The sequence below is a fragment of the Streptomyces sp. L500 genome (assembly GCF_054551825.1).
Map to the genome: position 1 here is coordinate 25,847 of NZ_JBTOLC010000038.1, position 23,566 is coordinate 49,412.

Genomic DNA, 23,566 nt, shown 5'->3' on the forward strand with positions numbered 1-23,566 from the left:
CGGCGGGGAATTGCTGGTCAGGCGGTTCCCGTCGTCGTCTGGCGGAACAGCCACTCGGACTTCAGCTCCGCGTAACCCGGCTTGATCACGTCATTGATCATGGCCAGACGTTCATCGAATGGGATGAAGGCCGACTTCATGGCGTTGACGGTGAACCACTGCATGTCGTCCAGCGTGTAGCCGAAGGCCTTGACCAGGTGCTCGAATTCCCGGCTCATGCTGGTACCGCTCATCAGACGATTATCCGTATTCACGGTCGCCCGGAAATGCAGTTTCCGCAGAAGTCCGATCGGGTGCTCTTCATACGAAGTGGCCGCGGCGGTCTGGAGGTTGGAGGTGGGGCACATCTCCAGCGGAATGCGCTTGTCCCGCACATAGGACGCGAGCCGGCCGAGCTTGACCGTGCCGTCCTCCGCGATCTCGATGTCGTCGATGATCCGCACACCGTGGCCGAGCCGGTCCGCGCCGCACCACTGGAGGGCCTGCCAGATCGACGGCAGGCCGAACGCCTCGCCCGCGTGGATCGTGAAGTGGTTGTTCTCGCGCTTGAGGAACTCGAAGGCGTCCAAGTGGCGGGTGGGAGGGAAGCCCGCCTCGGCGCCCGCGATGTCGAAGCCGACGACGCCCGAGTCACGGTAGTTGTTCGTGAGTTCGGCGATCTCCAGCGCCCGCGCGGCGTGCCGCATGGCGGTCAGCATCGCGCCGACCCGGATCCGGTGGCCGTTGGCGCGCGCCCGGCGCTCGCCCTCCCGGAAGCCCTCATTGACCGCCTCGACGACCTGCTCCAGGGAGAGCCCCGCCTCCAGGTGCTGCTCGGGGGCGTAGCGCACCTCGGCGTAGACGACGCCGTCCGCGGCCAGGTCCTCGGCGCACTCGGCCGCCACGCGGAACAGCGCCTCGCGGGTCTGCATCACGGCGCAGGTGTGCGCGAAGGTCTCCAGGTAGCGCTCGAGCGAGCCGGAGTCCGCCGCCTCGCGGAACCAGACGCCCAGCTTCTCGGGGTCCGTCTCGGGGAGCTTGTCGTAGCCGATCGCGGCCGCGAGGTCGACGACCGTGGCGGGGCGCAGACCACCGTCGAGGTGGTCGTGGAGCAGCACCTTGGGCGCCCGGCGGATCTGCTCGGGAGAGGGCAGGGACGGCTGTCCCGGGATCGTGTGGGAGAACGTCTCGCTCGTCATTTCCGCACTCTAGCCCCTACGCGCGTAGATGTCGGCGAACGATACGGAACGGTGACCCATCGGCGGGGTGGACACCACCGGTCCTTCTGCCATCGTTGTCTGCCATGGTCCAGCAAGCGTTGCCGCAGCGAGACCCCAGCGATCCGGACGGCCCGGCGAGCCCCGTCCTCCAGGCCCCGCGCCTCGGCAAACCCCTCGGCGCGACGGGCCTGCCGCCCGGCCCGACCGTGCAGGCGGTGGCCCTGCTGCTGCCCGGCGGCCCGGCCGCCGGCGTGCGCCGCCCCTCGTACCGCGCGCTGGCCGCCCAGCGCCCCCTGGCCCGCCGGCTGACCCGGGCGGCCGGCGAGGAGGGCCTGGCCGTCCACGTCCTGCGCTACCGCCACCGCGGCTGGAACGGTTCGGCCGCCGATCCGGTGGGGGACGTGCGCTGGGCGGCGGACGAGGCGGTGCGGCGCTACGGCGACGTACCGGTGTGCCTCGCGGGTCAAGGCATGGGCGCCCGGGCCGCGCTGCTCGCCGCCGGGCACCCGGCGGTGGCGTCGGTGCTGGCGCTGGCCCCCTGGCTGCCCGAGCCCGACGCCGTCCTCGCCCCCGACCCGGTGCGCCAGCTGGCGGGCCGCCGGGTGCTGATCGTCCACGGCACCAACGACGAGCGCACGGACCCGGACCTGTCCTACCGCCTCGCCGAGCGCGCCAAGAAGCTCAACCGCGACGTCTGCCGCTTCGAGGTCCACTCCGACGGCCACGCGCTGCACCAGCACCGCCCCGAAGTCCTCGCGCTGGCCGCCGATTTCGTCCGCGGCTCGCTGCTGGGCCACCCGTACGCCCGCCCGGTGGCGGACGCCTTCGCGGCCCCGCCGCCGCTGGGGTTGCGGATGCCGCTGGCATCGGGCTTCGGGGAGTCGCTGCGGCACTGAGGCGCCGAGGCGCTGAGGCCCGCTTCAGCGGTGCAGCAGCAGCTGACCTCTCCGCGACAGCAGAAACCGCTTGAACGCCGCGACGGGCGGCGTGTCCGGGTGCCCGTCCAGCCACGCCACGCCGATCTCGCGCACCGCGCGCGGCGCCGTCACCGCCAGCTCGACCACCCCGGGCCGGGGCACGGCGGGCGGCGGCAGCAGCCCGACCCCCAGCCCGGCGGCGACCAGGCCGCGCAGCGTCTCGGGGTCCTCCCCCTCGAAGGCGATCTTCGGGGTGAAGCCCGCGTCCGCGCACAGCCGGTCGGTGATCTTCCGCAGCCCGTAGCCGGGTTCGAGGGTGACGAAGAGTTCGTTCGCGGCCTCCGCCAGCCGGATCCGCTTGCGCGCCGCCAGCGGATGGTCGTCCGGCACGATCAGCCGCAGCTTCTGCTCGTCCAGCCGGCGCGCCACCAGGTCCGGCTCGTCGGGCACCGGCGAGGTCAGGCACAGGTCGAGCTCGCCGTCGCGCAGCCGCTCGATCATCGCCTCGCCGTAGTTCTGCACCAGCTGGAACCGGACGCGCGGATGGTCGGTGCGGAAGGCCCTGATGAGCTCGGGTACGGTCTCGGAGCCCATCGTGTGGAGGAACCCGAACGCGACCTTGCCCGACTCCGGGTCGGCGTCCATCCGCACGGACTCGGCGGCCCGCTCGACCTCCGACAGCGCGCGCTCGACCGTCGTCAGGAAATCCCGCCCGGCGGCGGTCAGCGAGACCTGCCGCCCGTGGCGGGCGAACAGCGCGACGCCCAGGTCCTCCTCCAGCCGGGCCATCGACCGGCTGAGCGTGGACTGCGGCATGCCGAGCTGGTGCGCGGCCCGCGTCACGTGCTCGTGCCGGGCGACGGCCGTGAACTGCGCCAGACGCGGCGTCAGGGTCGCCGCCCAGGAGCCGGCGGCCAGCTCCGCCGTAGGCGTTCCATCAAAGTCTTCGGTAACACTCCTGTTGCCGATCGGTGACAGAGGGGCCTTTGACCTGCGGTCATGCTGCATGGGATCGATTATCGCCATTCTGTGCATTGGACGCATCAGATGCACCGCGCATACGTTTGATTCATGCCTCCCGCTGATACCGGGGCATCCGTCGTCATCGCGCGCTCGGATGCCTCTACCGCGTCGTCCCCGTCGCCTCTCCCGTCCTCCTCGAACGTCGACTCCGACGACACCCGGCTGGTCCCCGGCGGGTCCGGCTACCGCCGGATGAGCTTCGCGCTCTTCGCCGCCGGCGTCGCCACCTTCGCGCTCCTCTACTCCACCCAGGCCCTGCTCCCCGCGATCTCGGGCGGCCTCGGTGTGACGGCCGATCAGGCCAGCTGGACCGTCTCCGCCGCGACCGGCGGCCTCGCCCTCGCGGTCGTCCCGCTCAGCGCCCTCTCCGAGCGCTTCGGCCGCCGGGCCACGATGACGGCCGCCCTCTGTGTCGCCGCGCTGCTCGGCCTCCTGGTGCCGTTCGCCCCCGACCTGGGCTCGCTGATCGCGCTGCGCGCGGTGCAGGGCGCGGCGCTGGCCGGAGTGCCGGCCTCCGCGATGGCGTACCTGGCGGAGGAGGTCCGCCCCAAGGCGCTGGTCGGCGCGATCGGGCTGTTCGTGGCGGGCAACGCCATCGGCGGGATGACCGGCCGGATCCTGGCCGGCTGGGTGGCCCAGGCATGGGGCTGGCGCGCGGGCCTGTGCGCGGTGGGCGCGCTGGCGGTCGTGTGCGCGCTGACCTTCCGGCTCATGATCCCCAAGGCGCGGCACTTCACCCCGTCCACGGTCTCGGCGAGCTCCCTGGCCCACACGCTGCGCACCCACCTCACCGACCCGCTGCTGTGCCGGCTGTACGCGATCGGCGCGCTCTTCATGACCGTCTTCGGCGCGGTCTACACCGTCATCGGCTACCGGCTGGCGGAGGCGCCCTTCTCCCTGCCGCAGGGCGTCGTCGGCTCCATCTTCCTGATCTACCTGGTCGGCACGGCCTCCTCCGCCGCCGCGGGCACGCTCGTCGCCCGCCTCGGCCGGCGCGGCGCGCTGTACCTCGCGGTGGGCACGACGGCGGTGGGCCTGCTGCTCACCGTCACGTCCTCGCTGACCGCGATCCTGGTCGGCCTGGTCCTGATCACGGCCGGCTTCTTCGCGGGCCACGCGGTGGCCTCGTCCTCCGTCAGCCGCGCCGCGACGACGGGCCGCGCCCAGGCCTCGGCCCTCTACCAGTTCGCGTACTACGCGGGCAGCTCGGTCGGCGGTGCCCTCGGCGCGATCGCCTTCCGCGCGGCGGGCTGGGAGGGCACGGTCGTCCTGGGCCTGCTGGCCATGGTGGCCGCCGCGTCGATCACGCTGTACGCGACGCACCGCGCGGCGGTCCAGCGCCGCCTCCTGATCGCGGCGGCGCGCCGCTAGGCGGTCTCCGCTTCCGCGGATTCCGCTCGCAGAGCCCGGAGGGGCCGCACCCGCTCTTGACAGGCGGCGGGTGCGGCCCCTTCGTCATGGGGACGCGTCGTGGTTCACCCGTTGGGTGTGGGGGGCTGAAGTCGGGTGGCGGATTCGGTACGGTGGGGGCGGCATCCTCTCGGGGGCGCCCGGTGCCGTGCGGGCACCAAAGAGGCCCCCGCCCGGACCGAGACTCCAGACGGGGACCAGAACACCGCATGGGCGTTCAGTCGACCGAGGGTCCCCAGTTGGTCGGGGGATCGTCGGTCACCGCACAAAGAGGCCCCCGCCCGGACCAGGTATCCAGACGAGGGCCCACACCGTTCAGCCAGTCATCTGACCGACGGTCCCCAGGGTCTCGGGGGATCGTCGGTCACCGGCCGATCAGCCACCTCCCGAACTCACGGACTACGAAGTAGATCCGCTCGATCAGAGTCGGCTTACGGTGACGAGCCATTGCCCGCCCTCCTCCACAAAGGCGGCCGAATATCCCGGTCGACCGCGCCTGTTGGATTCGGGCCGGGCCCCGAGGACGTGGGGCCCGGTCCTTCCTTGGAGGAGGGCGTGCCATTGGCACGCACAGCGACACTATCGCTCCGCTGAGTCCCCAAATGGCCCATAAGGCAGGGCGCTTGAGGCGCACAAGGGGCGCGCGGCGGAGGTGCGCACTTCCCCGATCAGATCGACGCGAACGGCGCCCAGCGCGACAAGGCGAACTTGTCACCGTCCCGCCGCACCTCAGCCGCCCCGTGCCCCGGCAGATGCGCCGGGAAGATCAACGACCGGGTATCAGCGGCCTCTTCCAGGATCCTCCGCCGGGAACGCGTCGCCTCCACCTGGTCCTCGCTCAGGCACGTGTCGCAGTCGGGTTCGGCGAACTGCAACGGGCTGTGCACGAGGTCGCCCACGAACACCGCCCGATCCGTTCCGGACGCCAGCCGGAGGACCGACGAGCCGGGGGTGTGCCCGGGAGCGGGCGCGAGGGCGAGGCTGCCGTCGATGCGGTACTCGCCGTCACTCCCGTCCCGCAGGACGGCCTGCCCGGCGCGCCGGACCGGCAGCACACTGTCCGCGAACGCGGCGCCCGCAGGCCCGGCGGCCGCTTCCGGCCGCGCCCAGTGCTCGAAGTCCGCCCTGGGGACGAGGTAGGTGGCGTTGGGGAAGGTGGGCACCCACTCCCCCGCCACCAGCCGGGTGTTCCAACCGACGTGATCGGCGTGCAGGTGGGTGTTGACCACGACGTCCACGTCCTCCGGCCGCACCCCGACGGCGGCCAGCCGCTCCAGGAAGTCTCCTCGCAACCGTGACCAGACCGGCCGGTCCGGCCGCTCCTTGTCATTGCCGAGCCCGGTGTCGACGAGGATCGTCCGCCCCTCGTTGCGCAGCAGCCACGTCTGTACGGCGACGCCTAGCCTGTCGGTGCCGGGGTCCCAGAAGTCGGGGGCCAGCCACGACTCGTTCTCCCGCCACATCCGTGGCGTGCTGTCGGGAAAGATCTCGGTGATGGGCGCCGCTGCCGGGGCGTGCCATTCCACGATGCGGGTGATCTCCACCGCGCCCAAGGTCATCGTTCGCATGGGTAAGACGCTAGGGAGCGTCCGGAAGACGCCCAATACGTCACCGTCCACGGTGTATACGCGATCGTCTCGCACCCGCTCGCACCCGCTCGCACCCGCTCGCGCATACTCACGGCATGGACGTTCTCAGCGACACCCTCGCCGCCCTGCGCACCGGGCGGCCGTACTCGACGCTGACACGACAGCAAGGCCACTGGGAGACGGACATCCCGCCCTTCGGCGGAGCCGGCTTCCATGTGGTGCTGGACGGCTCCTGCCGGCTGATACCCCGGGCTCCGGGGGAAGCGGTGACGCTCGTCAAGGGCGACGCCGTCTTCCTGCCGCACGGCACGCCGCACACCCTGACGGCTTCCGCCGACCGCCCGTCCACCGTGCTGCTCACCGGCGGCTACCGCATGGACCAGGCCCGGGCCCATCCCCTCCTCGCGGACTTCCCCGCCTTCCTCCCCCTGCCCGCACGCGCCACCCCGCACCCGTCGCTGCACACGGTCATCCGCCTGCTCGGCGATGAGCTGGAGTCTCCGGGTCAGGGCACGGACGCCGCCCTGCCCTCCCTGCTGGAGCTGCTGCTCATCCACCTGATGCGCGCGGTCTACGAGGCCCGTTCCACCGTGGCCACCACCGGCTGGTGCCGCGCCCTGGCCGACCCCACGGCGGGCGCCGCCCTCCGCGCCCTCCACACGGAACCGGCCCGTCCATGGACGGTCGCCTCGCTCGCGGCCACGGCGGGCCTCTCCCGGGCAGCGTTTTCCCGCCGTTTCACCACGCTGGCCGGAAGGCCACCGCTGACATACGCGACGTGGTGGCGCCTGACCCTGGCCGCCGGGCTCCTCCGGAACTCGGACGCGACCCTGGCGACCGTCGCCGAACGCGTCGGCTACGGGTCACAGTTCGCCTTCGCCAACGCGTTCAAGCGAGAGTACGGGACCTCGCCGGGACGGTACCGGCTGCTGGCCGCCGGGGACGACGGCAGCTATCGAGCGACTACGGTGCCTCTGCCCATGGAGCCGGCGAGAGTGCTGATGCCGTCGTAGGTGGCGGTGTAACCGCGCAGCAGTTGGTCCGCCGCCGTCATGGAGATTCCGTCGGCGTCACAGGAAGCGGTACCGAGGAGGCTGGTACGCGCGGTGCAGAGGGTCGTGCCGTCGAGGGTGGCGAAGGTGACGGTGGCGCCGGGCAGGTGCCGGCCGCCGTCGTAGGTGACCTTGGCGTTCAGGCCCTTCACCCCCAGCGGGGTACGGGTCAGCTTCGCCGTCCCCGCCTTGAGGCTGGTAGCCGTCACGTGCGCCTTGTCCGGCGCCGCGCACTGCTTGTCCGTGGCGTCCCACACGGAGCCTTGCGGGCAGGTGTAGTCGTATCGAATGCCCTTGTGGCAGAAGGAGTAGCGACTCGGGTCACCGCCGTCGGGCAGGCGCGCGCCCTCGACCCCGACGACGACCGGGCACGGCGCGGTGGCCCTGGCCCCGACCCCTGGGACGCCGGTGGCGTGAGCCGACACGGCCGCCCCTCCGACGACGAGCACGGCGGCGGCGCCGAGAGCGGTGGCGATGCGACGAAGCGGCATGATGTCCCCCAACGGTGATTGATCACGACAACACACGAGACGTTAGTGATCAGCCGTGATCGCCAGCGACAGCCCTTTCGGCCAGACCGGCTTCTGCCAGCGCGGATCCGCCCCGCTGGGCGCCCTCACGTGAGGATCAGCGCTGCCGGATCGGCGGCCCACGGCCGTCGCGACGCCCGCATCACCCCGCCGCTCCGCCTGCGGAAATCCCCCGGGCCGGGCACACTGCGGTGGTGAATTCCGCTGCCACCACTGCGGAGTTCGCCGCTCCGCGACGACATACGGCGCGAGGCGGACCGGCGGCGGCACCATGGGGCCATGACCGAGAATCCCATCGACCGCGCCCCCGAACGGCGCGTCGCCTTCGGTGAGGCCGCCGAGCAGTACGACGCCGCGCGCCCCGGCTATCCAGACGAACTCGTCACCGACGTGCTGGAGTTCACCGGGCGCCGGCCGCAGGGCGTGGACGCGCTGGAGGTCGGCGCGGGCACGGGCAAGGCGACGCTCGCGTTCGCCGCGCGCGGCGTCACGCTGACCTGCCTCGAACCCGACCCCCGGATGGCGGCCGTGCTGGCACGGCACTGCGCCGGCATGCCTCATGTCACCGTCGAGAACGTCGATTTCGAGAGATGGCAGGCCTCAGACCGGAGGTTCGCGCTGCTTCTCGCCGGCCAGGCGTGGCACTGGGTCGACCCGGAGGTGCGCTGGAGGCGGGCACGGGAGTTACTGGTCCCGGGCGGGGCCATCGCCCTGTTCTGGAACGACTGGCTGGTGGCCGACGAGGCCCTTCGGCACGAGCTGAGGGCCGTGCACCACCGCCACCTGCAAGGGCTGCCGCCACACTCGATCATGGACGCCCAGCCCCGCGAGTCGGTCATGGCTCCGAACTCCTGGGTGTGGGAGGAACTGCAGGCCCAGGAGGACTTCACCGACGTGGAGCACCGCCTGTATCACTCACAGCACACCCGCACCACGGCCGGGATCGTCGACCTACTGTCGTCGCTCTCCTCGTACCTGATCCTGACGGAGGAGACCCGTCGGGCGGTGCTTTCCGATGTCTCACGGACGGTCGACGCCCACGGCGGCGCGCTCGGACTGGCAACGCGCACGGGCCTCTTCCTGGCCCGCGCCACCCCGGCGTGAGCAGCCCGGAGGGCGGGAGAGGAGCCCCCGTTACCGGGGCTCCTCCGTCGGCCCCTGGCGTCAGCCGTTCGTACGCGCCTGCACGACGGGCCTGCCGCTGGTGTCAGCCGAGGTAAACCGGCAAGCTCTGCAGGCCATTGACAACGAAGGACTCCAATGGGCGGGGGGACTCGGCCAGGGTGAGGCGGGGGAAACGGTCGAAGAGGGCGGGGAGGGCGACCGCGGCTTCCAGGCGGGCCAGGGAGGCGCCGAGGCAGAAGTGGACGCCGTGGCCGAAGGCCAGGTGATCCTTGCGGGTGGGGCGGGTGATGTCGAAGGCGTCGGCGTCCGGCCCGTGGACGAGCGGGTCGCGGCCCGAGGGGCCGAAGCCAGTGATGATCGCGTCGCCCTTGCGGATGGTGACGCCCGCGATATCGATGTCTTCCACGGCGTAGCGCAGCGGCAGGTTACCGGCCGGGGATTCGGCGCGCAGGGTCTCCTCGATGGCGTCCTCCCAGGTGGCCTCCCCGGAGCGGATGAGGGCGAGCTGGTCGGGGTGGAGCAGCAGCTGGTGCGCCGCGTTGCACAGGAGGTTGACGGTGGTCTCGTAGCCGGCGCTGATGATGGACAGGACGGTGTCGACGAGTTCGGTCTCGGTCAGTCCGGCGCCGTTCTCGTCTCGGACGGCGATGAGGCCGCTGGTGAGGTCGTCGGCGGGGTGGGCCCGTTTGGCGGCGATGAGCTCGGCCATCATGGCGTAGAAATCGCGTTCGCTCTGTTCGGCCTCCTCGTCGGAGGCCGAGGTGCGGAAGAAGGTGTCGATGGCGTGGCGGGGGTTCTCGCGCAGCTCGTCGGGGACGCCGAGCAGGTCGCACAGGACGTAGATGGGCAGCATGACCGCGAACTCCTCGCGGAGGTCCACCAATTGGCCTTGGCCGGTGTGTGCCACGCGGTCCAGGAGCTGGTGGGTGACCTCTTCCACCCGGGGGTGGAGGGCGGCGACGCGGCGCGGAGTGAAGGCCTTGGAGGCCAGTTTGCGCAGGCGGGTGTGGTCGTCGCCGTAGGACGTGAACATGGAGCGCACGGCCACCCACATGGCCAGTGACCAGTTCCGCGGTACTTCGCCCTCGATCCAGGCGGGCCAGTGCCGGTAGGCGTCCTTGGAGACCCGGGGGTCCATGAGGAGCTGTTTGACCTCGGCGTGCCCGACCGCCGACCAAGCCAGGACCCCGCCGGGCAGCCGCACCCGGGTCACTGGGCCCCGGGCGCGCAGACGGGCGCCTTCGGCATGGACGTCGGTGCCGTTGGGATCGAGAACGTAGGGGCATGAGGGTGTGTTCGGCATGAAGGGTCTCCCCGAGGGGTGTGGTGGTTGCATCGACCATCGAAGCGGACGGCGAGCAGTGGGCGTTCCACAGGCGTTCCACCGCGCGTCCATTACGCCGCCGCCCGAGGGCCGGGCGGTGTCGCCCATTGCCCCGCGGCTGACCGGGCGATGGGACGGGCGCGCCTACGGTGACCGGACGCATCTCACGCAGACGTATCCGACAGAACGGAAGTGGTTCGCCATGGCAGCGAATGACGTCGCGGTCAGGGAAGTCCTGGAGCACACCGAGGCCTATGTCCGGGCCTTCAACTCGCACGATCCTTCGGCCGTCGACCGGCTCTACGCCGAGGACGGGATCTCGGTGTGGGAGAAGGGGAACGCGGTCGGCGGCGCGCGGCGGCGCGAGGAGCTGGCCGCGTTCCTGGCCCGCAAGCCGGTGATGACGATCGAGGTCCTGGAGCAATACGTGGTCTCGGACGCCGCGTTGCTGGTCGTGGACTGGTCCATCGACATCCCGGGCGTGGACGGCGGAGCGGCGGAGCGCCATGCCGGCATTGGCCTCGACGTGCTGCGTCGTGGCACGGACGGCCAGTGGCTCTTCGCCATCGACAACCCCTACGGCAAGGAGCTGTGAGCACCCGCCGGCGCATCGCGACCGGCGGCGCGCAAGGAATCGTTTCTCACACCCCAGAAAGGGATTTCCGGCAATGAGCGCGACTTTGGATCTCACTCTCACCGACGACGCGGACCAGCAGAACGACGTCTTCGTCGCCGCGTTCAACTCCGGTCAGGGCGCCATCTTCGACCAGCTGTACCGCGCGGACGCGATCTCCAATCTCACCGGAACGCCGCGCACGGGCGCCGACCGGACCAGGGCGATCACCGAGTTCCTGGCCACGGGCCCCAAGCTCAACTCCAAGGTGCTGCGTACGTACAACACCGGTGACACGTCCTTGCTGATCGTCGAGTTCCACCTCGAGGTCACCGGTGAGGACGGCACGCCGCAGAAGATCGACGGCACGTGCACCGATGTCCTCGTCCGTGACGAGAACGGCAAGTGGATCATGGCGATCGACCGGCCCGTGGCCGACGAGAACGCCGGCTGACCCTCGCCGCCCGCCGACCGACCAGGCCCTGCGCCGCGCGCCACGGCCCGGCGCGGGGCCTGCCCCCCTTCCCGAGACTTTCCCTGAGTCTTTTCCTGAGACTGGAGCATGATGGATTCCCTGACCGAGGCTGTACTCGCGGGCGCGCCCGCGCAGGTGCTGGAGCGGGAGCCGGTGCCGGAGCAGTACACGGCCGCTCATCTGCGGGCCGAGGACACCGCGATGTTCGAGGGCGTCGACGACAAGGACGTACGCCGGTCCATCCACGTCGGCCGCGTGCCCATGCCGGAACCGGCCGCGGACGAGGTGCTCGTCGCGGTGATGGCCAGCGCGATCAACTACAACACCGTCTGGTCGGCGACCTTCGAGCCCGTACCGACGTTCGGTTTCCTGCGGCGGCTGGGCGGCCAGGGCGGCCTCGCCGCCCGCCACGACCTGCCGCACCAAGTCATCGGATCCGACGGCGCCGGTGTCGTGGTCCGGGCCGGCAGCGCGGTGCGCCGCTGGCGAGCCGGTGACCACGTCGTGGTCAGCTGCGTCCAGGTCGACGACCACGAGCCCGCCACCCACGCGGACGCCATGCTCGGTGCCGGGCAGCGCATCTGGGGCTACGAGACCAACTTCGGCGGCCTGGCCCACTACACCCTCGTCAAGGCCAGCCAGCTCCTGCCCAAACCCGCCCATCTGACCTGGGAGGAGTCGGCGAGCATCCTGCTCACCGCGGCCACCTCCTACCGGATGCTGATCAGCGACAAGGGCGCCCGGATCAAGCTCGGCGACGTCGTGCTCATCTGGGGCGCCACCGGGGGGCTGGGGGCGTTCGCGGTCCAGCTGGTCAAGGCGGCCGGAGGCATCCCGGTCGGTGTCGTCAGCTCCGAGGAGAAGGCCAAGATCCTCAAGGCGCTGGGCTGCGACGTGGTCGTCAACCGCGCCGAGATCGGCCTCGGCGGCGCCTCCACCCCCCAGGAGTCCATCGAGCAGGGCAAGCGTCTGGGCCGGATCATCCGCAAGGAGACCGGCGAGGATCCCCACGTCGCCTTCGACTACATCGGCAGCGCCACCTTCGGAATCTCCGTGTTCGTCGTCCGCCGGGGCGGCACCGTGGTCACCTGCGGCTCCAGCACCGGCTATCAGCACACCTACGACAACCGCTATCTGTGGATGAACTCCAAGCGCATCATCGGCAGCCACGCCGCCAACCTCCAGGAGCAGGACGAGCTGAACCGGCTCGTCGCCCTGGGCCGGATCTCGCCGGTGCTCTCCACCGTGTACCCCCTCGAGGAGGCCGGCGAGGCCGCCAGGCTGGTGCAGACCAACAGCCACACCGGCAAGGTCGGCGTGCTCTGCCTCGCCCCCCGGGAGGGCCTGGGCGTCACCGACACGGCACTGCGCGAGCGGATCGGCGTGGCCACGCTCAACCCCGTACGGAGCCTGTGACGCCGCCCGTGGGCGCTTCCGTCATGACCCAGAACCCACCAGGACACCCCCCGAGGAGTGACAGCACCATGACCACGACAGCAACCGGCGCGCCGGCGATCCACCGGGTGGGAATCGTCGGCTGTGGCCTGATGGGGTCCGGAATCGCCGAGGTCTGCGCCCGGGCCGGCCTCGACGTCACGGTCGCCGTCTCCCGCCGGCGGTCCGTCGAGCCCGGGCTGCGCCGTATCCAGGACTCGCTCGCCAGGGCGGTGGCCAAGGGCAAGCTGACCGGGGTCGAGCGCGACGCGGTCCTCTCCAGGATCACGGTGGTCCCGGACCTCAAGGCACTGGCCGACCGCCAGCTGGTCATCGAGGCGGTCCGTGAGGACGAGACGGTCAAGACCGAGCTGTTCGCCGCCCTGGACAGCATCGTCGAGGACCCGGACGCCGTCCTGGCGACCAACACCTCCTCCCTGCCCGTCATCCGCCTCGCCCGCGCCACCAGCCGACCCGGCCAGGTCCTCGGCCTCCACTTCTTCAGCCCCGTGCCCGTGCTGCCGCTCGTCGAGCTCACCGGTTCCCTCCTCACCGAGGAACACGTCGCGGACCGCGCCGACCGGTTCGTCACGGACGTGCTCGGGAAGCGGGTGATCCGTACCGCGGACCGGGCCGGGTTCGTCGTCAACGCCCTGCTGATCCCCTATCTGCTCTCCGCCATCCGCATGGTCGAGTCCGGCCACGCCCCGGCCGAGACCATCGACGAGGGCATGCGGCTGGGCTGCTCCCACCCCATGGGGCCGCTGCAGCTGTGCGACCTGATCGGCCTCGACATCGTCGCGGCCATCGCCCGGTCCCTGTACGAGGAATTCAAGGAGCCGCTCTACGCCCCGCCCTCGCTCCTCGTCCGCATGGTCGACGGAGGAATGCTGGGGAGAAAGACCGGACGCGGTTTCCACACCTACGACCGCTGACGCACGGCCCGGAAGTCCTGTTCCTCCGCTGTTACCGGAGGATGGCATGGCTGAATTCCCGCTCGGCTACGCTGACTTCCGGACATCAGGTGGAACACATACCGGTGGTATCGCTCATCACCGATCGCCTGACGCCGGCCATCGCCGGCATACGGGCCGCCTTTTCCCATCGACCGGATTCCCCGCCACGATTTCGTAGCCGCATATGCGGGCGGGTATCCGCGTATACGGGTTCCCGGAATGTGACTGCCTGGTCCCACGGCGTCCCGACGACGCCGTAACCCACCATCGCCGCCTGGTGCGCGGTCCGCCGCGACCCGCGCACCGGGGGCCTTCCGGACAGCCACATTGAGGATGCCCATGACCACCCAAGACACTCGCCTGTCGCGCCGGTTCCTGCTCAAGGCCGCCGGCGCCGCCGCACTGGCCACCTCCCTGACGGCGACCGCGGCGGGCACCGCCCACGCCGAGGAGGACGCCCTCATCGACGTCATCGTCATCGGCGCAGGCTTCGCCGGTGCCACCGCCGCCCGCGAACTCGCCGCGAAGGGCCTGCGGGTACGGGTCCTGGAGGCGCGTGGCCGCGTCGGCGGCCGGGTGTGGACCTCCACCTTCGCCGGTGAGCAGGTCGAGATGGGCGGCACGTGGGTCGACGAGAAACAGCCCTATGTGTGGCGGGAGATCCAGAAGCGGGCACTGAAGCTCACGGCCGACGCCGCGCCGGCCCGCAGCTACTTCCCCACCGCGAGCGGCACCTGGCAGGCGTACGACCCCGCCGACCTGTTCGCCCGCCAGGGCAAGGTGATGGCCCCGCTCTTCGAGGGGGCGCGCGACTGGTTCCCCAAGCCCTTCGAGCCCTTCACCCGCGAGGACCTCCTTCGCGACCTCGACAAGCTGTCCATGCGCGACCGGCTCGCCCAGATGCGCTACACCGCCGAGCAGGAGCTGCTCGTCGACCCCGCCCTGTCGGGGCTGACCGGTTCCTCCGCCACCATCGCGCTGACCGAGATGGCCCACTGGTGGGCCCTGTCGGGCTATAGCTGGGAAGGCATGGCCGGGGTCAACACCTACCGTCCCGAGGTGGGCTCGACGGCACTCGTCCAGGGCATCCTCCAGGAGTCCGGTGCGCAGCTCCGGCTCAACTCCCCGGTGGCCTCGGTCAAGGACGACGGCCGCAAGGTCGTCGTCACGACGCGCGCGGGAGCGATCCACACGGCCCAGGCGGTGGTGGTCGCCGTCCCGGTCAACCTGTGGAACAGCATCGCCTTCTCCCCCGGCCTGCCCAGCGAGTACACCGGCCTGTCCACGGCCGGGCTCGGACAGCGCGGCGCCCAGAAGTTCCTCATGCACGTCAAGGGCACCGGCCTGGTCCGCTTCTCGGCGGACGCACCCGCCGGATCCAAGATCCACGCGGTGTTCCCGTTCAAGGAGCGCGCCGACGGCAACATCGTCATCGGCTTCTCCAACCACCCCTCGTTCAACACCGCCGACCGGGCCGAGGTGGAGGTGGAGATGCGGAAGTTCATACCGGGCATCCAGGTGGTCGAGGTCAAGGGCCAGCACTGGGGCAAGGACCCGTTCTCCGGGGGCGGCTGGGCCGTACGCGCCCCCGGGGTGCTCCTCGGTCCGCTCCGCGCGGTGCAGAAACCGCGCGGCCGGGTCGCGTTCGCCACCGGTGACATCGCCAATGGCTGGAACGGCTACATGGACGGGGCAATCGAAAGCGGATTCACCGCGGCCGGCCAGATTTCCGGGATCCTCGGTTCCTGACGCCCCATCGCAGTGCTGCGGCCCCTCAACATCCTGGAAAGGGGCCGCGGCGCTGATTACCGGACCATGACCGGGCACTGGGACGGCCCTGCCTAGCCTGCCCGGGCACGGAACTCCGCCGCACACGACACGCACACCGAGCACGAGAGGTTCCTTTATGGCAGCGTCACCCCAGCCACCCGCCGAATTGTTCGGGTACGACTACTACCAGGATCCGTACCCCACCTTGGAATGGCTCCGCGAGAATTCGCCGATGCACCCGTTCACCTTTCCCTTCGGGAATATCCCGATGTGGATCGCCACGCGGTTCGAGGACGTGCACCAGCTGCTCGGCGACACCCGGTTCAGCACCAACACCGTCTGGGCCGACCGGAGTTTCACCGACGCCGGCATGACCGTCGGCAGCGGCACCGCAATCGAGCGGATCATCACCATGCTCGACCCGCCGGACCACACCCGGGTGCGCCGCCTGGCCATGAGCACCTTCACCCCTCGGCGCATCGCGACCTGGCACACCCCGACCGTGGACGCCGTCGAGGAGGCCCTGGACCAGCTGGAGCGGCAGGACCGGCCCGACGTCATGGAATTCGCCGGCGCCATCCCCGCCGCGCTGATGGGACGGATCCTCGGGCTCCCCCTGGACCGCTACACCGACCTCCTCCACGCCCTGGACCGGGCCTTCAACACCGACCCGGAGCATGCCGAGGACCACCACAAGGCGTTCGCGGAGATCGCCGACTACGGACGTGACATCATCCGCGCCAAGCGCAAGAGCCCCGGCGACGACCTGACCACCGCGCTCATCGAGGCACGCGACGGCGGCGACCGGCTGGACGAGGACGAACTGGTCGCGATGCTGGCCGTCCTGCTGATGGCCGGCCTCGACACCACGCGGAACCTCATCGGCACCTCCGTCCTGTCCCTCCTGCGCCGGCCCGACCAGCGGGAGCTGCTGGCCAACCGTCCCGACCTCACCGACCGCGCCATCGAGGAGTTCATCCGCTTCAACGGCGGCGTGATGGTCGGCTTCTTCCGCTTCCCCAAGGAGGACCTGGAGTTCGCCGGCGTCCACCTGCCCGCCGGCAGCCCAGTGATAGCCGGCATCGCGGCCGCCAACCGCGACCCGCGCCGCTGGCCGGACGCGAGCCGTTTGGACATCACCCGCGAAGGCCCGCGCCACGTCGGCTTCGGCCACGGCCTGCACAACTGCCTGGGCGCCGCCCTCGCCCGCCTGGAGGCACGCGTCGCCCTCCCCGCCATCGTCCGGCGCTTCCCCCACATGGAACTCGCCATCGCGCCCGAGGACATCCGCTACGACGAGATGTGGCTCGTGCGCAGCATCCAGAAACTGCCCGTCACGCTGCACGGCAGCCGGCACTGAACCCGGGGACGGCCATGCCGACACTTCTGCGAGTCGACCAGAGGGAATGCATCGGCTCCGGACTCTGCGCCTCCATGCACCCGAATCTGTTCCGGCTCACCGACGGGGGCACCGCCGAGGCCGTGCGCACCGCTCTGACGGACCCCGACGATGTCGAATTCGCCCAGGACGTCGCCGACTGCTGCCCCGGCGCGGCGGTATCACTCGACGATCCCGAGGAATAGCCCCGCGAACCATAGTTTGTCATTTTCCGGCGACATCGACCCGGGGGCGAAAAGGCGCCAACCGGCCGGATTCTCAAGCGACTTGATATTCACCGGCGCAGCGGTAAGACTCCCCCCGGCACCTGTTTTTCAACCATGCGAGAGGGAACACAGATGGCGGGCAACACCGCAGTTACTGTCATTGGCCTGGGCGACATGGGAACGGCCCTGGCCGACGCGTTCCTCAAGGCCGGTCACTCCACGACCGTCTGGAACCGCACCGCGTCCAAGGCCGACGCTCTGGTGGAGAAGGGCGCCGTGCTCGCCGCCTCGCCCGCCGAGGCGGTACAGGCCAGCCCCGTGGTCATCGTCTGCGTGCTCGACTACGACGCCGTCCACGCGGTCCTGGATCCGCTGGGCGACGCTCTCAAGGGCCGCACTGTCTACAACCTCACCAACGGCACTCCCAAGCAGGCTCGTGAGACCGCCGAGTGGGCCGCCGAGCGTGGTTACGACTACATCGACGGCGGCATCATGGCCGTACCGCAGATCGTCGGCACCGACGCGGCGTACGTCCTCTACAGCGGCACGAACAAGGACTCCTTCGACCGCGACAAGAAGCTCCTCGACGTCATGGGCGACGCCCGTTTCTCGGGCACCGACGCGGGTCTGGCCTCCCTGCTCGACCTGGCCGTCAACGGCGCGATGTACGGCATGCTCGGCGGTGCCATGCACGCCATCACCGTGGTCGGCACCGAGGGTGTGAGCGCGCGGGAGTTCTCCGACGAGCTGCTGATCCCCTACCTGACCGCGATCACCGGGATCATCCCGAACCTCGCCCGGCAGATCGACACCGGCGAGTACTCGGTGGGCGTCTCGGCCACGCTGGGTATGCAGCAGGTGGGCTTCCGAAACATCCGCCAGGCCAGCAAGGACCAGGGCGTCAGCACCGAACTGCTCGACCCGGTGCAGTCACTGATGGACCGCCGAGTGGCGGACGGCTTCCCCGGCGACGACTTCTCCGCGGTGGTCGAGCTGCTCAAGGACGCCAAGAAGTGACCGTACGGGACCGCTGACGGCGGTTATGGTTGCGGCCCCCGGGAGAGTTCTCCCGGGGGCCGCAACCATAACCGCCGTCAGCGGTCCGTGACCGGATTACAGGAACGGCGTATTGGGGTCCAGGCCCAGCAGTACGCGGCCGTAGAGCTCCATGTTCGCGTCAGGGGACATCACCGCGTGCATCGAGATTCCCTGGACGTCTCGGAAGAACCGCTGGATCGGCTGGGTGCGCGCGATGGCCGAGGCGCCGCTCGCGGTGAACAGCGTCCGGGTCGCCTCACGCGCCAGGTGCACGGCGTATCCGCAGTGGCCGCGCACCGTGGCCTTCTCCAGCATGGTCAGCGCACGGCCGGCGTCTGCCCCGCGCTGCACCAGCGCCACCTGGTCCATCAGCAGGGCGCGGGCCGCGGCGATCTGCCCGGCCGCGGTGGCCAACTGTACCTGGGCCAGCGGGTGCTGAGCCTGATCCGTCCAGGCGGTGTAGGAGACGGGCCGGCCCGGTACCCGTTCCATGAACAGCTCGTAGGCGCCTTGGGCCATGCCGACGAGCACGGCGGTGGACTCGGTCATCACGGTGCTGACCAGGCCGTACCCCCGCCCCCGGCCGGGTTCCGCGGGCGCTCCGCCGGCGGCGGCGAGGGCCTCGCCCATGTCGATGACGCGATGGGCCGGCACGAACACGCCGGCCGCCGTGGCGGTGGAGCTGCCGGTGCCGGAGGCCGCCATGGTGTGCCAGTCGTCGGCGAGTTCGAACTCGGCCATCGGGACGAGCGCCATGACCTGCCGGTGGGAGCCGTCGGCCTCCTGGAGGACGGTGGCGGCCAGGTTCCAGTCGGCGCCCCGGCAGCCGGTGTTGAACCGCCAGCTGCCGTCGAGGACGTAGCCGCCGTCGGCCGGCACCAGCGTCCCGGAGGGGGTGAACCCGCCCGAGACCCGGACCGAGCCGCCCGTGAAGACCTCCTGCTGGGCGAGTTCGGGATACAGCCGCACCATCCAGGCTCCGGTGATCCAGCCCTCGCTGACCCATCCGGTGGAGCCACAGCCCCGGGAAATCTCCAGCAGGATGCCGACGTGGTCGGCAGCGGACAGGTCCAGCCCGCCAAACCGCTCCGGGACGGCCGCCCTGAACACCCCCGCCTTGTCCAGCAAGGCGGCGTTCTCATCGGCTATCCACCGCTGTTCGTCCGCTTTCAGACCGTTCTGCCGAAGCGTCGGCACGGCCTCGGCCACCGCTTCCAGGACAGCGGTGGCTCCATTGCCGGTCGTGGTCATTTTTCCTCCTCATCGGCTTGCCCCGCCAACATTTCCCCAGCGCGTCCACGACGCGGTAACCGGTCGGCTCTCGCATTCCGCTCGTGGTCAATTCCACCGCCGACACCGCCCATTTGACGGCGAGTTGAGCGCTACTTGACCGGATGCCCTTGTGAAGGCCGGAAGGAATGCTGATGCTGCCTGACATGACTGCCGAAACGAATTCCGGGAAATCCCCCGTCACCGTGCTCGGGCTCGGCGCCATGGGCCGGACCCTGGCCGGCGCCTTCCTGGGGGCGGGCCATCCCACCACCGTCTGGAACCGCTCCGCGGGCGCGGGAGACGAACTCGTCGCACGCGGGGCCCGCCGGGCGGCGACGGCCGCCGAGGCCGTACGCGCGGGCGACCTGGTCGTCGTCAGCGTGACCGACTACGACGCTGCCCAGGGCGTACTCGACACCGTCGACCCCGGCGACCTGCGCGGCCGCGTCCTGCTCAACGTCTCCACCAGCACCACCGAGCGCTCCCGCGAGGCCGGCGCCTGGGCGGCCCGGCACGGCGTCGACTACCTCGACGGCGCCATCATGATCGGGCCGAGTCTCATCGGCACCCCGGAATCGCTGGTGTTCCTCAGCGGGTCCCGCTCCGGGCACGACCGGCACCGCCGGACGTTCTCGGCCCTGGGCGGCCGCGTCGTCCACGTCGGCGACGACCCCGGCTTCGCCGCCCTCTACGACATGTCGCTCCTCGACTTCTTCTGGACCAGCATGGCCGGCATGATGCACAGCTTCGCCCTGGCCGGCGCGGAGGGCGTCAAGGCCTCGGACTTCGCCCCGTACCTGAAGGTGATGCTGGACACCGTCGACCTGCTCGCGGCCGACAGCGCCCGGGAGATCGACCAGGGGCGGTACCCGGGCGGGGGCGAGCTGCTCACCATGCGGTGCTCCAGCGTCGACGACATCATCCGCGCGGCGGAACGGCGCGGCCTGGACACGGGCGTGCTGCGCGGCGTGGCCGGCGTGGAGCACCGCACCCGTGCCCTGGGCCACGGCGGAGACAGCTACACCGCCACGATCGAGGGCGTGCGCCGCCCCGGGGAGGTGGACTGAGTCTGCCGGGCCCCGACGGCCGGGCCGCCGCCACCGTTCGTCCACTGCCCCGGCACTGCCCCGCCCACAGCCGGGGAATCCACAGGTCACCACCGGTTTCCCGAGGCCCGGCACCCCTTGCCTGGGCCTCGTGGAACCGGTGGAGTGAAGCGCATGACACACCAACCCATCGTCATTCTCGGCGGCCTGGGCAAGGTCGGCCGCCGACTGGAGCCGGTCCTGCGGGACGGCGGCCACCCGGTCAGGGTGGCCTCGCGCTCCTCGGAACAGCGCTTCGACTGGCACGACAGCCGTACCTGGGCGCCCGCCCTCGACGGCGCCCGGGCCGCGTACGTGGTCTACCTCCAGAACCTGTTCAGTCCGCAGGCCGCCGAGCGACTGCGCTCGCTGGGTGAGCTGGCGGTCTCGCTCGGGGTCGAGCGACTGGTCCTGCAGTCGGCGCGGGGCTGGCCGGAGGCCGCCCCCGCCGAGGAGGCGCTGCGCTCCTCGGGCGCCGCGTGGACGATCCTGCGCCCCGCCTGGTTCTCCCAGAACTTCAGCGAGGCGCTGCTGCTGTACCCGTTGCTGGCCGGAGAGGTGCGTCTTCCCACCGGCGACGGCCGGGAGGCCTTCGTCGACGCGCAGGACGTGGCCGAGGTGGCGGCGGCCGTGCTCACCCGGGACGGTCACATCGGCCGTGTCCTGGAGCTGACCGGGCCCCGGCTGATGACCTTCGGCGACGCGGTCGCGGAGATCGCCGGCCACACCGGCCGTGACTTCCGTTTCACCGCGCAGGACCCCGAGGCGTTCGCCGCCGAGCTGCTGGCGGCCGGTGTTCCCGAGCTGTACGCGTACATGGACACCGAGGAGTTCACACGGATGGAGTCGGGTCTGTTCGCCCATGTGCGCAGTGGCGCCAACGGCTATCTCACGGACGCGGTGGAGCGTGTTCTGGGCCGTGCGCCGCGTGACTTCGCCGACTATGTGAAGGAGACGGCTGCCACGGGCGTGTGGGACGCCCAGCCGTAGCGGAGACTCGACAAGGGGCGCTCCCCCGGCCGCGGAGCCGGGGGAGCGCCCCTTGTCGTCACCCGGGTGCGGGTGTGGGCCGGAGGGTCAGAGGTAGTCGTTGGCGGGTTCCAGGCCCAGCAGCAGGCGGCCCTGGACCTCCAGGGAGGCCACGGGGGCGACCAGGCCGTGGACCGAGAGGGCCAGGATGTCGCGCTGGACACGCTGGAGGGTGCCGCTGCGGACGATGGCGGAGGCCGGGCTGAGGGTGTAGAGGATCTGCACCGCTTCCTTGGTCGTCTGCACGACATGGGCGATCTGGCCGCGGACGGTGGCCTTCTCCGCCGTCGTGAGCGTCCGGCCCTCGTCGGCCCGCTCCTGGATGAGCTCCAGGAAGGAGCGTCGCAGCGCCCGGCTCGACTCGATCTTGTTGGCGGCCTCGGCCACCTGTAGCTGGATGTGCGGGTGCTCGGCCTGCTCGGTCCAGTTCGAGTAGGCGATGCCCTTGCCGGGGAGCCGTTCGACGAACGCTTCGAGGGCGGCTTGGGCCAGGCCGGTGAAGACGGCGGTGGATCCCGCCAGCGTGTAGCTGAGCAGGTGGTAGTTGCGGCCCTTGAGGTCGGCGTTCCACCGATCTTTGGTGGCAGCGTCATAGGCTGCGGCGCCGGCCACCCGGTGAGCGGGGACGAAGACGTCCTTGGCGGTGGATGTGACGCTGCCGGTGCCGGCGGCGCCGAAGACGTCCCAGTCGTCGCCGATGGTCAGGTCCTCGGCCGGCACCAGCGGGTAGAGGTCCTCGACGGTTCCGTCCTCGTGTTCCACGAGAGCCGCGCACACGTTCCAGTCGGCGCCGCGGATACCGGTGTTGAACCGCCAGCTGCCGTTGAGAAGGTAGCCGCCCTCGGTCGGCATGAGGGTGCCGGAGGGGGTGAACCCGCCGGAGACGCGTGTCTGCCCGTCGGCGAAGACTTCCGCCTGGGCCTTGTCGGGGTAGAGGCCGGCCATCCAGGCCGTGGTCACCCATACGGCGGTGACCCAGCCGGTGGAGCCGCAGGCGCGCGCGACTTCCTCCAGGACCGCGGCCTGCTGTGCCGCGGAAAGGTCGAGTCCCCCGAACCGTTCGGGGACGGCCATACGAAAGACCTGGGCTTTTTCGAGGAGTTCGATGTTCTCCTGCGCTATCCAGCCCTGTTCGTCGGCGTACGGAGCGTTCTCCCGAAGCGTCGGGGCGATGCCGCGCACCGCCTCGAGCACCATCGGGAAACCGTCTTCGGAAGCGGTCATCCCACCCACCCCCTTACGAGTTCTCGTGCTTGCGGAGGACGTTCACGACGCTGGTGGCGCTGTCGTCGGCGTGGCCGGCGGCCATGCCACGCCGGAAGATCTCCAGGACGGCGGCGGGCAGGGAGGCGTCGACGCCGGAGTCGTGCGTGGTCTCCACGACGTGCTCGACGCTCGCCAGGCCCATGGAGAGCCGTTCCACGTCGCCGGTGAAGTCACCCGCGTCGAGCCGGGGGGCGTAGAAGCCGAGGAAGTCGGGCATCGAGGCGAACGTTCCCGAGGCGTAGGGCAGCAGCTCGCTCGCCGGGATGCCGTTGGCATCGGCCACGGCGACGGCGTGCAGCCAGGAGCTCATGGCCGTCCAGAACATGTCGAGCTGGAGCTGGTAGTAGAGGGCGGCCAGGCCCTGGTCCTCACCCCGGTAGTCGGTGCTGCTGATCACCTCCAGGGTCTCCCGGTGGGCGTCGAAGACGTCGCGGGGGCCGCTGTAGAAGGTGACGGACTCCGGGGAGCCGATGCGGTGGGGCGGCACCGTCACGCCGCCCGTGAGGTACGCGGCACCGTGGTCAGCGGCCCAGGCCGCCGCCGCGCGGGACTTGGCCGGGGTGTCGGAGCTGAGGTTGACCACGGTGGTGTTCGCCAGGGCATCGGTGGCCTGGCCGAGGATGGCGTACATGGCGTCGTGATCGGTCAGGCTCAGGATCACCAGGTCGTGCGCGGCGAGAGCGTCGGCGACGGTGGGGGCCAGGACCGCGCCCTTGGCCACCAGGGGCTCGGCCTTGGCTGCTGTCCTGTTCCATACGGTCACCTCGTATCCCTGGTCGATGTACGCGCCGGCCATCGCGCTGCCCATCGGGCCGAGCCCGATGAGGGTGAGCGACTTCTTCGTCATGGGTGTC

22 protein-coding genes are annotated in these 23,566 nt (G+C 70.7%); 14 read left to right on the top strand and 8 right to left on the bottom strand.

What is annotated here, in order from left to right; translation table 11 throughout:
- Nucleotides 1-17: 17 nt before the first annotated feature.
- On the bottom strand, nucleotides 18-1,178 hold the full coding sequence (locus ACX9I7_RS25935) for an adenosine deaminase (protein WP_459388679.1): 1,161 nt from the start codon (nucleotides 1,176-1,178) through the stop codon (nucleotides 18-20).
- Between the two features lie 104 nt (nucleotides 1,179-1,282).
- Between ACX9I7_RS25935 and ACX9I7_RS25940 the strand changes: the two genes are divergently transcribed.
- Entirely contained in the window at nucleotides 1,283-2,095 is an 813-nt protein-coding gene (locus ACX9I7_RS25940) for an alpha/beta hydrolase (RefSeq protein ID WP_373298151.1), read from the top strand.
- Between the two features lie 24 nt (nucleotides 2,096-2,119).
- On the opposite strand, the gene ACX9I7_RS25945 is transcribed toward ACX9I7_RS25940, so the two are convergent.
- Nucleotides 2,120-3,124, bottom strand: a complete 1,005-nt coding sequence (locus ACX9I7_RS25945) for a LysR family transcriptional regulator (RefSeq protein ID WP_126915695.1) — start codon at nucleotides 3,122-3,124, stop codon at nucleotides 2,120-2,122.
- A gap of 63 nt (nucleotides 3,125-3,187) precedes the next feature.
- Here ACX9I7_RS25945 and ACX9I7_RS25950 point away from each other — a divergent pair, with 63 nt between their 5' ends.
- On the top strand, nucleotides 3,188-4,510 hold the full coding sequence (locus ACX9I7_RS25950) for an MFS transporter (RefSeq protein WP_459388680.1): 1,323 nt from the start codon (nucleotides 3,188-3,190) through the stop codon (nucleotides 4,508-4,510).
- A gap of 707 nt (nucleotides 4,511-5,217) precedes the next feature.
- Here the strand turns inward: ACX9I7_RS25950 and ACX9I7_RS25955 are convergent.
- Complete coding sequence (locus ACX9I7_RS25955; protein ID WP_459388681.1) at nucleotides 5,218-6,117, bottom strand: MBL fold metallo-hydrolase; 900 nt, start codon at nucleotides 6,115-6,117, stop codon at nucleotides 5,218-5,220.
- A 116-nt stretch (nucleotides 6,118-6,233) separates the two neighbouring features.
- Between ACX9I7_RS25955 and ACX9I7_RS25960 the strand changes: the two genes are divergently transcribed.
- Complete coding sequence (locus tag ACX9I7_RS25960; RefSeq protein ID WP_459388682.1) at nucleotides 6,234-7,151, top strand: AraC family transcriptional regulator; 918 nt, start codon at nucleotides 6,234-6,236, stop codon at nucleotides 7,149-7,151.
- Here ACX9I7_RS25960 and ACX9I7_RS25965 read toward each other — a convergent pair.
- Nucleotides 7,091-7,681, bottom strand: coding sequence for a carbohydrate-binding module family 14 protein (locus ACX9I7_RS25965; RefSeq protein ID WP_459388683.1), 591 nt, complete (start codon nucleotides 7,679-7,681; stop codon nucleotides 7,091-7,093). The genes ACX9I7_RS25960 and ACX9I7_RS25965 overlap by 61 nt on opposite strands.
- 318 nt (nucleotides 7,682-7,999) lie before the next feature.
- Between ACX9I7_RS25965 and ACX9I7_RS25970 the strand changes: the two genes are divergently transcribed.
- Nucleotides 8,000-8,824 carry a class I SAM-dependent methyltransferase gene (locus tag ACX9I7_RS25970; protein WP_459388684.1) on the top strand — a complete coding sequence of 275 codons (825 nt, stop codon included), beginning with the start codon at nucleotides 8,000-8,002 and terminating at the stop codon, nucleotides 8,822-8,824.
- 103 nt (nucleotides 8,825-8,927) lie between these two features.
- Here the strand turns inward: ACX9I7_RS25970 and ACX9I7_RS25975 are convergent, their stop codons facing one another.
- Nucleotides 8,928-10,148, bottom strand: a complete 1,221-nt coding sequence (locus tag ACX9I7_RS25975) for a cytochrome P450 family protein (RefSeq protein ID WP_459388685.1) — start codon at nucleotides 10,146-10,148, stop codon at nucleotides 8,928-8,930.
- A 223-nt stretch (nucleotides 10,149-10,371) separates the two neighbouring features.
- Between ACX9I7_RS25975 and ACX9I7_RS25980 the strand changes: the two genes are divergently transcribed.
- From ACX9I7_RS25980 to ACX9I7_RS26015, 8 genes are all read left to right on the top strand, one after another.
- Complete coding sequence (locus ACX9I7_RS25980; protein WP_459388686.1) at nucleotides 10,372-10,764, top strand: YybH family protein; 393 nt, start codon at nucleotides 10,372-10,374, stop codon at nucleotides 10,762-10,764.
- Nucleotides 10,765-10,837: 73 nt separating this feature from the next.
- Nucleotides 10,838-11,236, top strand: coding sequence for a YybH family protein (locus ACX9I7_RS25985; protein ID WP_459388687.1), 399 nt, complete (start codon nucleotides 10,838-10,840; stop codon nucleotides 11,234-11,236).
- Nucleotides 11,237-11,347: 111 nt separating this feature from the next.
- Entirely contained in the window at nucleotides 11,348-12,673 is a 1,326-nt protein-coding gene (gene ccrA / locus ACX9I7_RS25990; RefSeq protein ID WP_459388701.1) for a crotonyl-CoA carboxylase/reductase, read from the top strand.
- 68 nt (nucleotides 12,674-12,741) lie between these two features.
- Complete coding sequence (locus ACX9I7_RS25995; RefSeq protein ID WP_459388688.1) at nucleotides 12,742-13,626, top strand: 3-hydroxybutyryl-CoA dehydrogenase; 885 nt, start codon at nucleotides 12,742-12,744, stop codon at nucleotides 13,624-13,626.
- Between the two features lie 360 nt (nucleotides 13,627-13,986).
- On the top strand, nucleotides 13,987-15,396 hold the full coding sequence (locus ACX9I7_RS26000; RefSeq protein ID WP_459388689.1) for a flavin monoamine oxidase family protein: 1,410 nt from the start codon (nucleotides 13,987-13,989) through the stop codon (nucleotides 15,394-15,396).
- A gap of 157 nt (nucleotides 15,397-15,553) precedes the next feature.
- The gene (locus ACX9I7_RS26005; RefSeq protein ID WP_459388690.1) at nucleotides 15,554-16,777 is read left to right on the top strand and encodes a cytochrome P450 family protein; all 1,224 of its coding nucleotides are present in this window, start codon (nucleotides 15,554-15,556) and stop codon (nucleotides 16,775-16,777) included.
- A gap of 14 nt (nucleotides 16,778-16,791) precedes the next feature.
- Entirely contained in the window at nucleotides 16,792-17,001 is a 210-nt protein-coding gene (locus tag ACX9I7_RS26010) for a ferredoxin (RefSeq protein ID WP_459388691.1), read from the top strand.
- A gap of 153 nt (nucleotides 17,002-17,154) precedes the next feature.
- On the top strand, nucleotides 17,155-18,039 hold the full coding sequence (locus ACX9I7_RS26015) for an NAD(P)-dependent oxidoreductase (RefSeq protein ID WP_459388692.1): 885 nt from the start codon (nucleotides 17,155-17,157) through the stop codon (nucleotides 18,037-18,039).
- A gap of 96 nt (nucleotides 18,040-18,135) precedes the next feature.
- Here the strand turns inward: ACX9I7_RS26015 and ACX9I7_RS26020 are convergent, their stop codons facing one another.
- Entirely contained in the window at nucleotides 18,136-19,311 is a 1,176-nt protein-coding gene (locus tag ACX9I7_RS26020) for an acyl-CoA dehydrogenase family protein (RefSeq protein WP_459388693.1), read from the bottom strand.
- Between the two features lie 185 nt (nucleotides 19,312-19,496).
- Here ACX9I7_RS26020 and ACX9I7_RS26025 point away from each other — a divergent pair, with 185 nt between their 5' ends.
- Together ACX9I7_RS26025 and ACX9I7_RS26030 are read left to right on the top strand one after the other, a co-directional pair.
- Nucleotides 19,497-20,399: an NAD(P)-dependent oxidoreductase gene (locus ACX9I7_RS26025; RefSeq protein ID WP_459388694.1), complete on the top strand. Its 903-nt coding sequence runs from the start codon at nucleotides 19,497-19,499 to the stop codon at nucleotides 20,397-20,399.
- A 153-nt stretch (nucleotides 20,400-20,552) separates the two neighbouring features.
- Nucleotides 20,553-21,407 carry an NAD(P)H-binding protein gene (locus ACX9I7_RS26030; RefSeq protein WP_459388695.1) on the top strand — a complete coding sequence of 285 codons (855 nt, stop codon included), beginning with the start codon at nucleotides 20,553-20,555 and terminating at the stop codon, nucleotides 21,405-21,407.
- An 87-nt stretch (nucleotides 21,408-21,494) separates the two neighbouring features.
- On the opposite strand, the gene ACX9I7_RS26035 is transcribed toward ACX9I7_RS26030, so the two are convergent.
- Both ACX9I7_RS26035 and ACX9I7_RS26040 read right to left on the bottom strand, forming a co-directional pair.
- Entirely contained in the window at nucleotides 21,495-22,670 is a 1,176-nt protein-coding gene (locus tag ACX9I7_RS26035; protein ID WP_459388696.1) for an acyl-CoA dehydrogenase family protein, read from the bottom strand.
- 13 nt (nucleotides 22,671-22,683) lie between these two features.
- Nucleotides 22,684-23,559 (bottom strand): NAD(P)-dependent oxidoreductase, encoded by an 876-nt coding sequence (locus tag ACX9I7_RS26040; RefSeq protein ID WP_459388697.1) that lies wholly within the window; start codon nucleotides 23,557-23,559, stop codon nucleotides 22,684-22,686.
- Nucleotides 23,560-23,566: the final 7 nt, after the last annotated feature.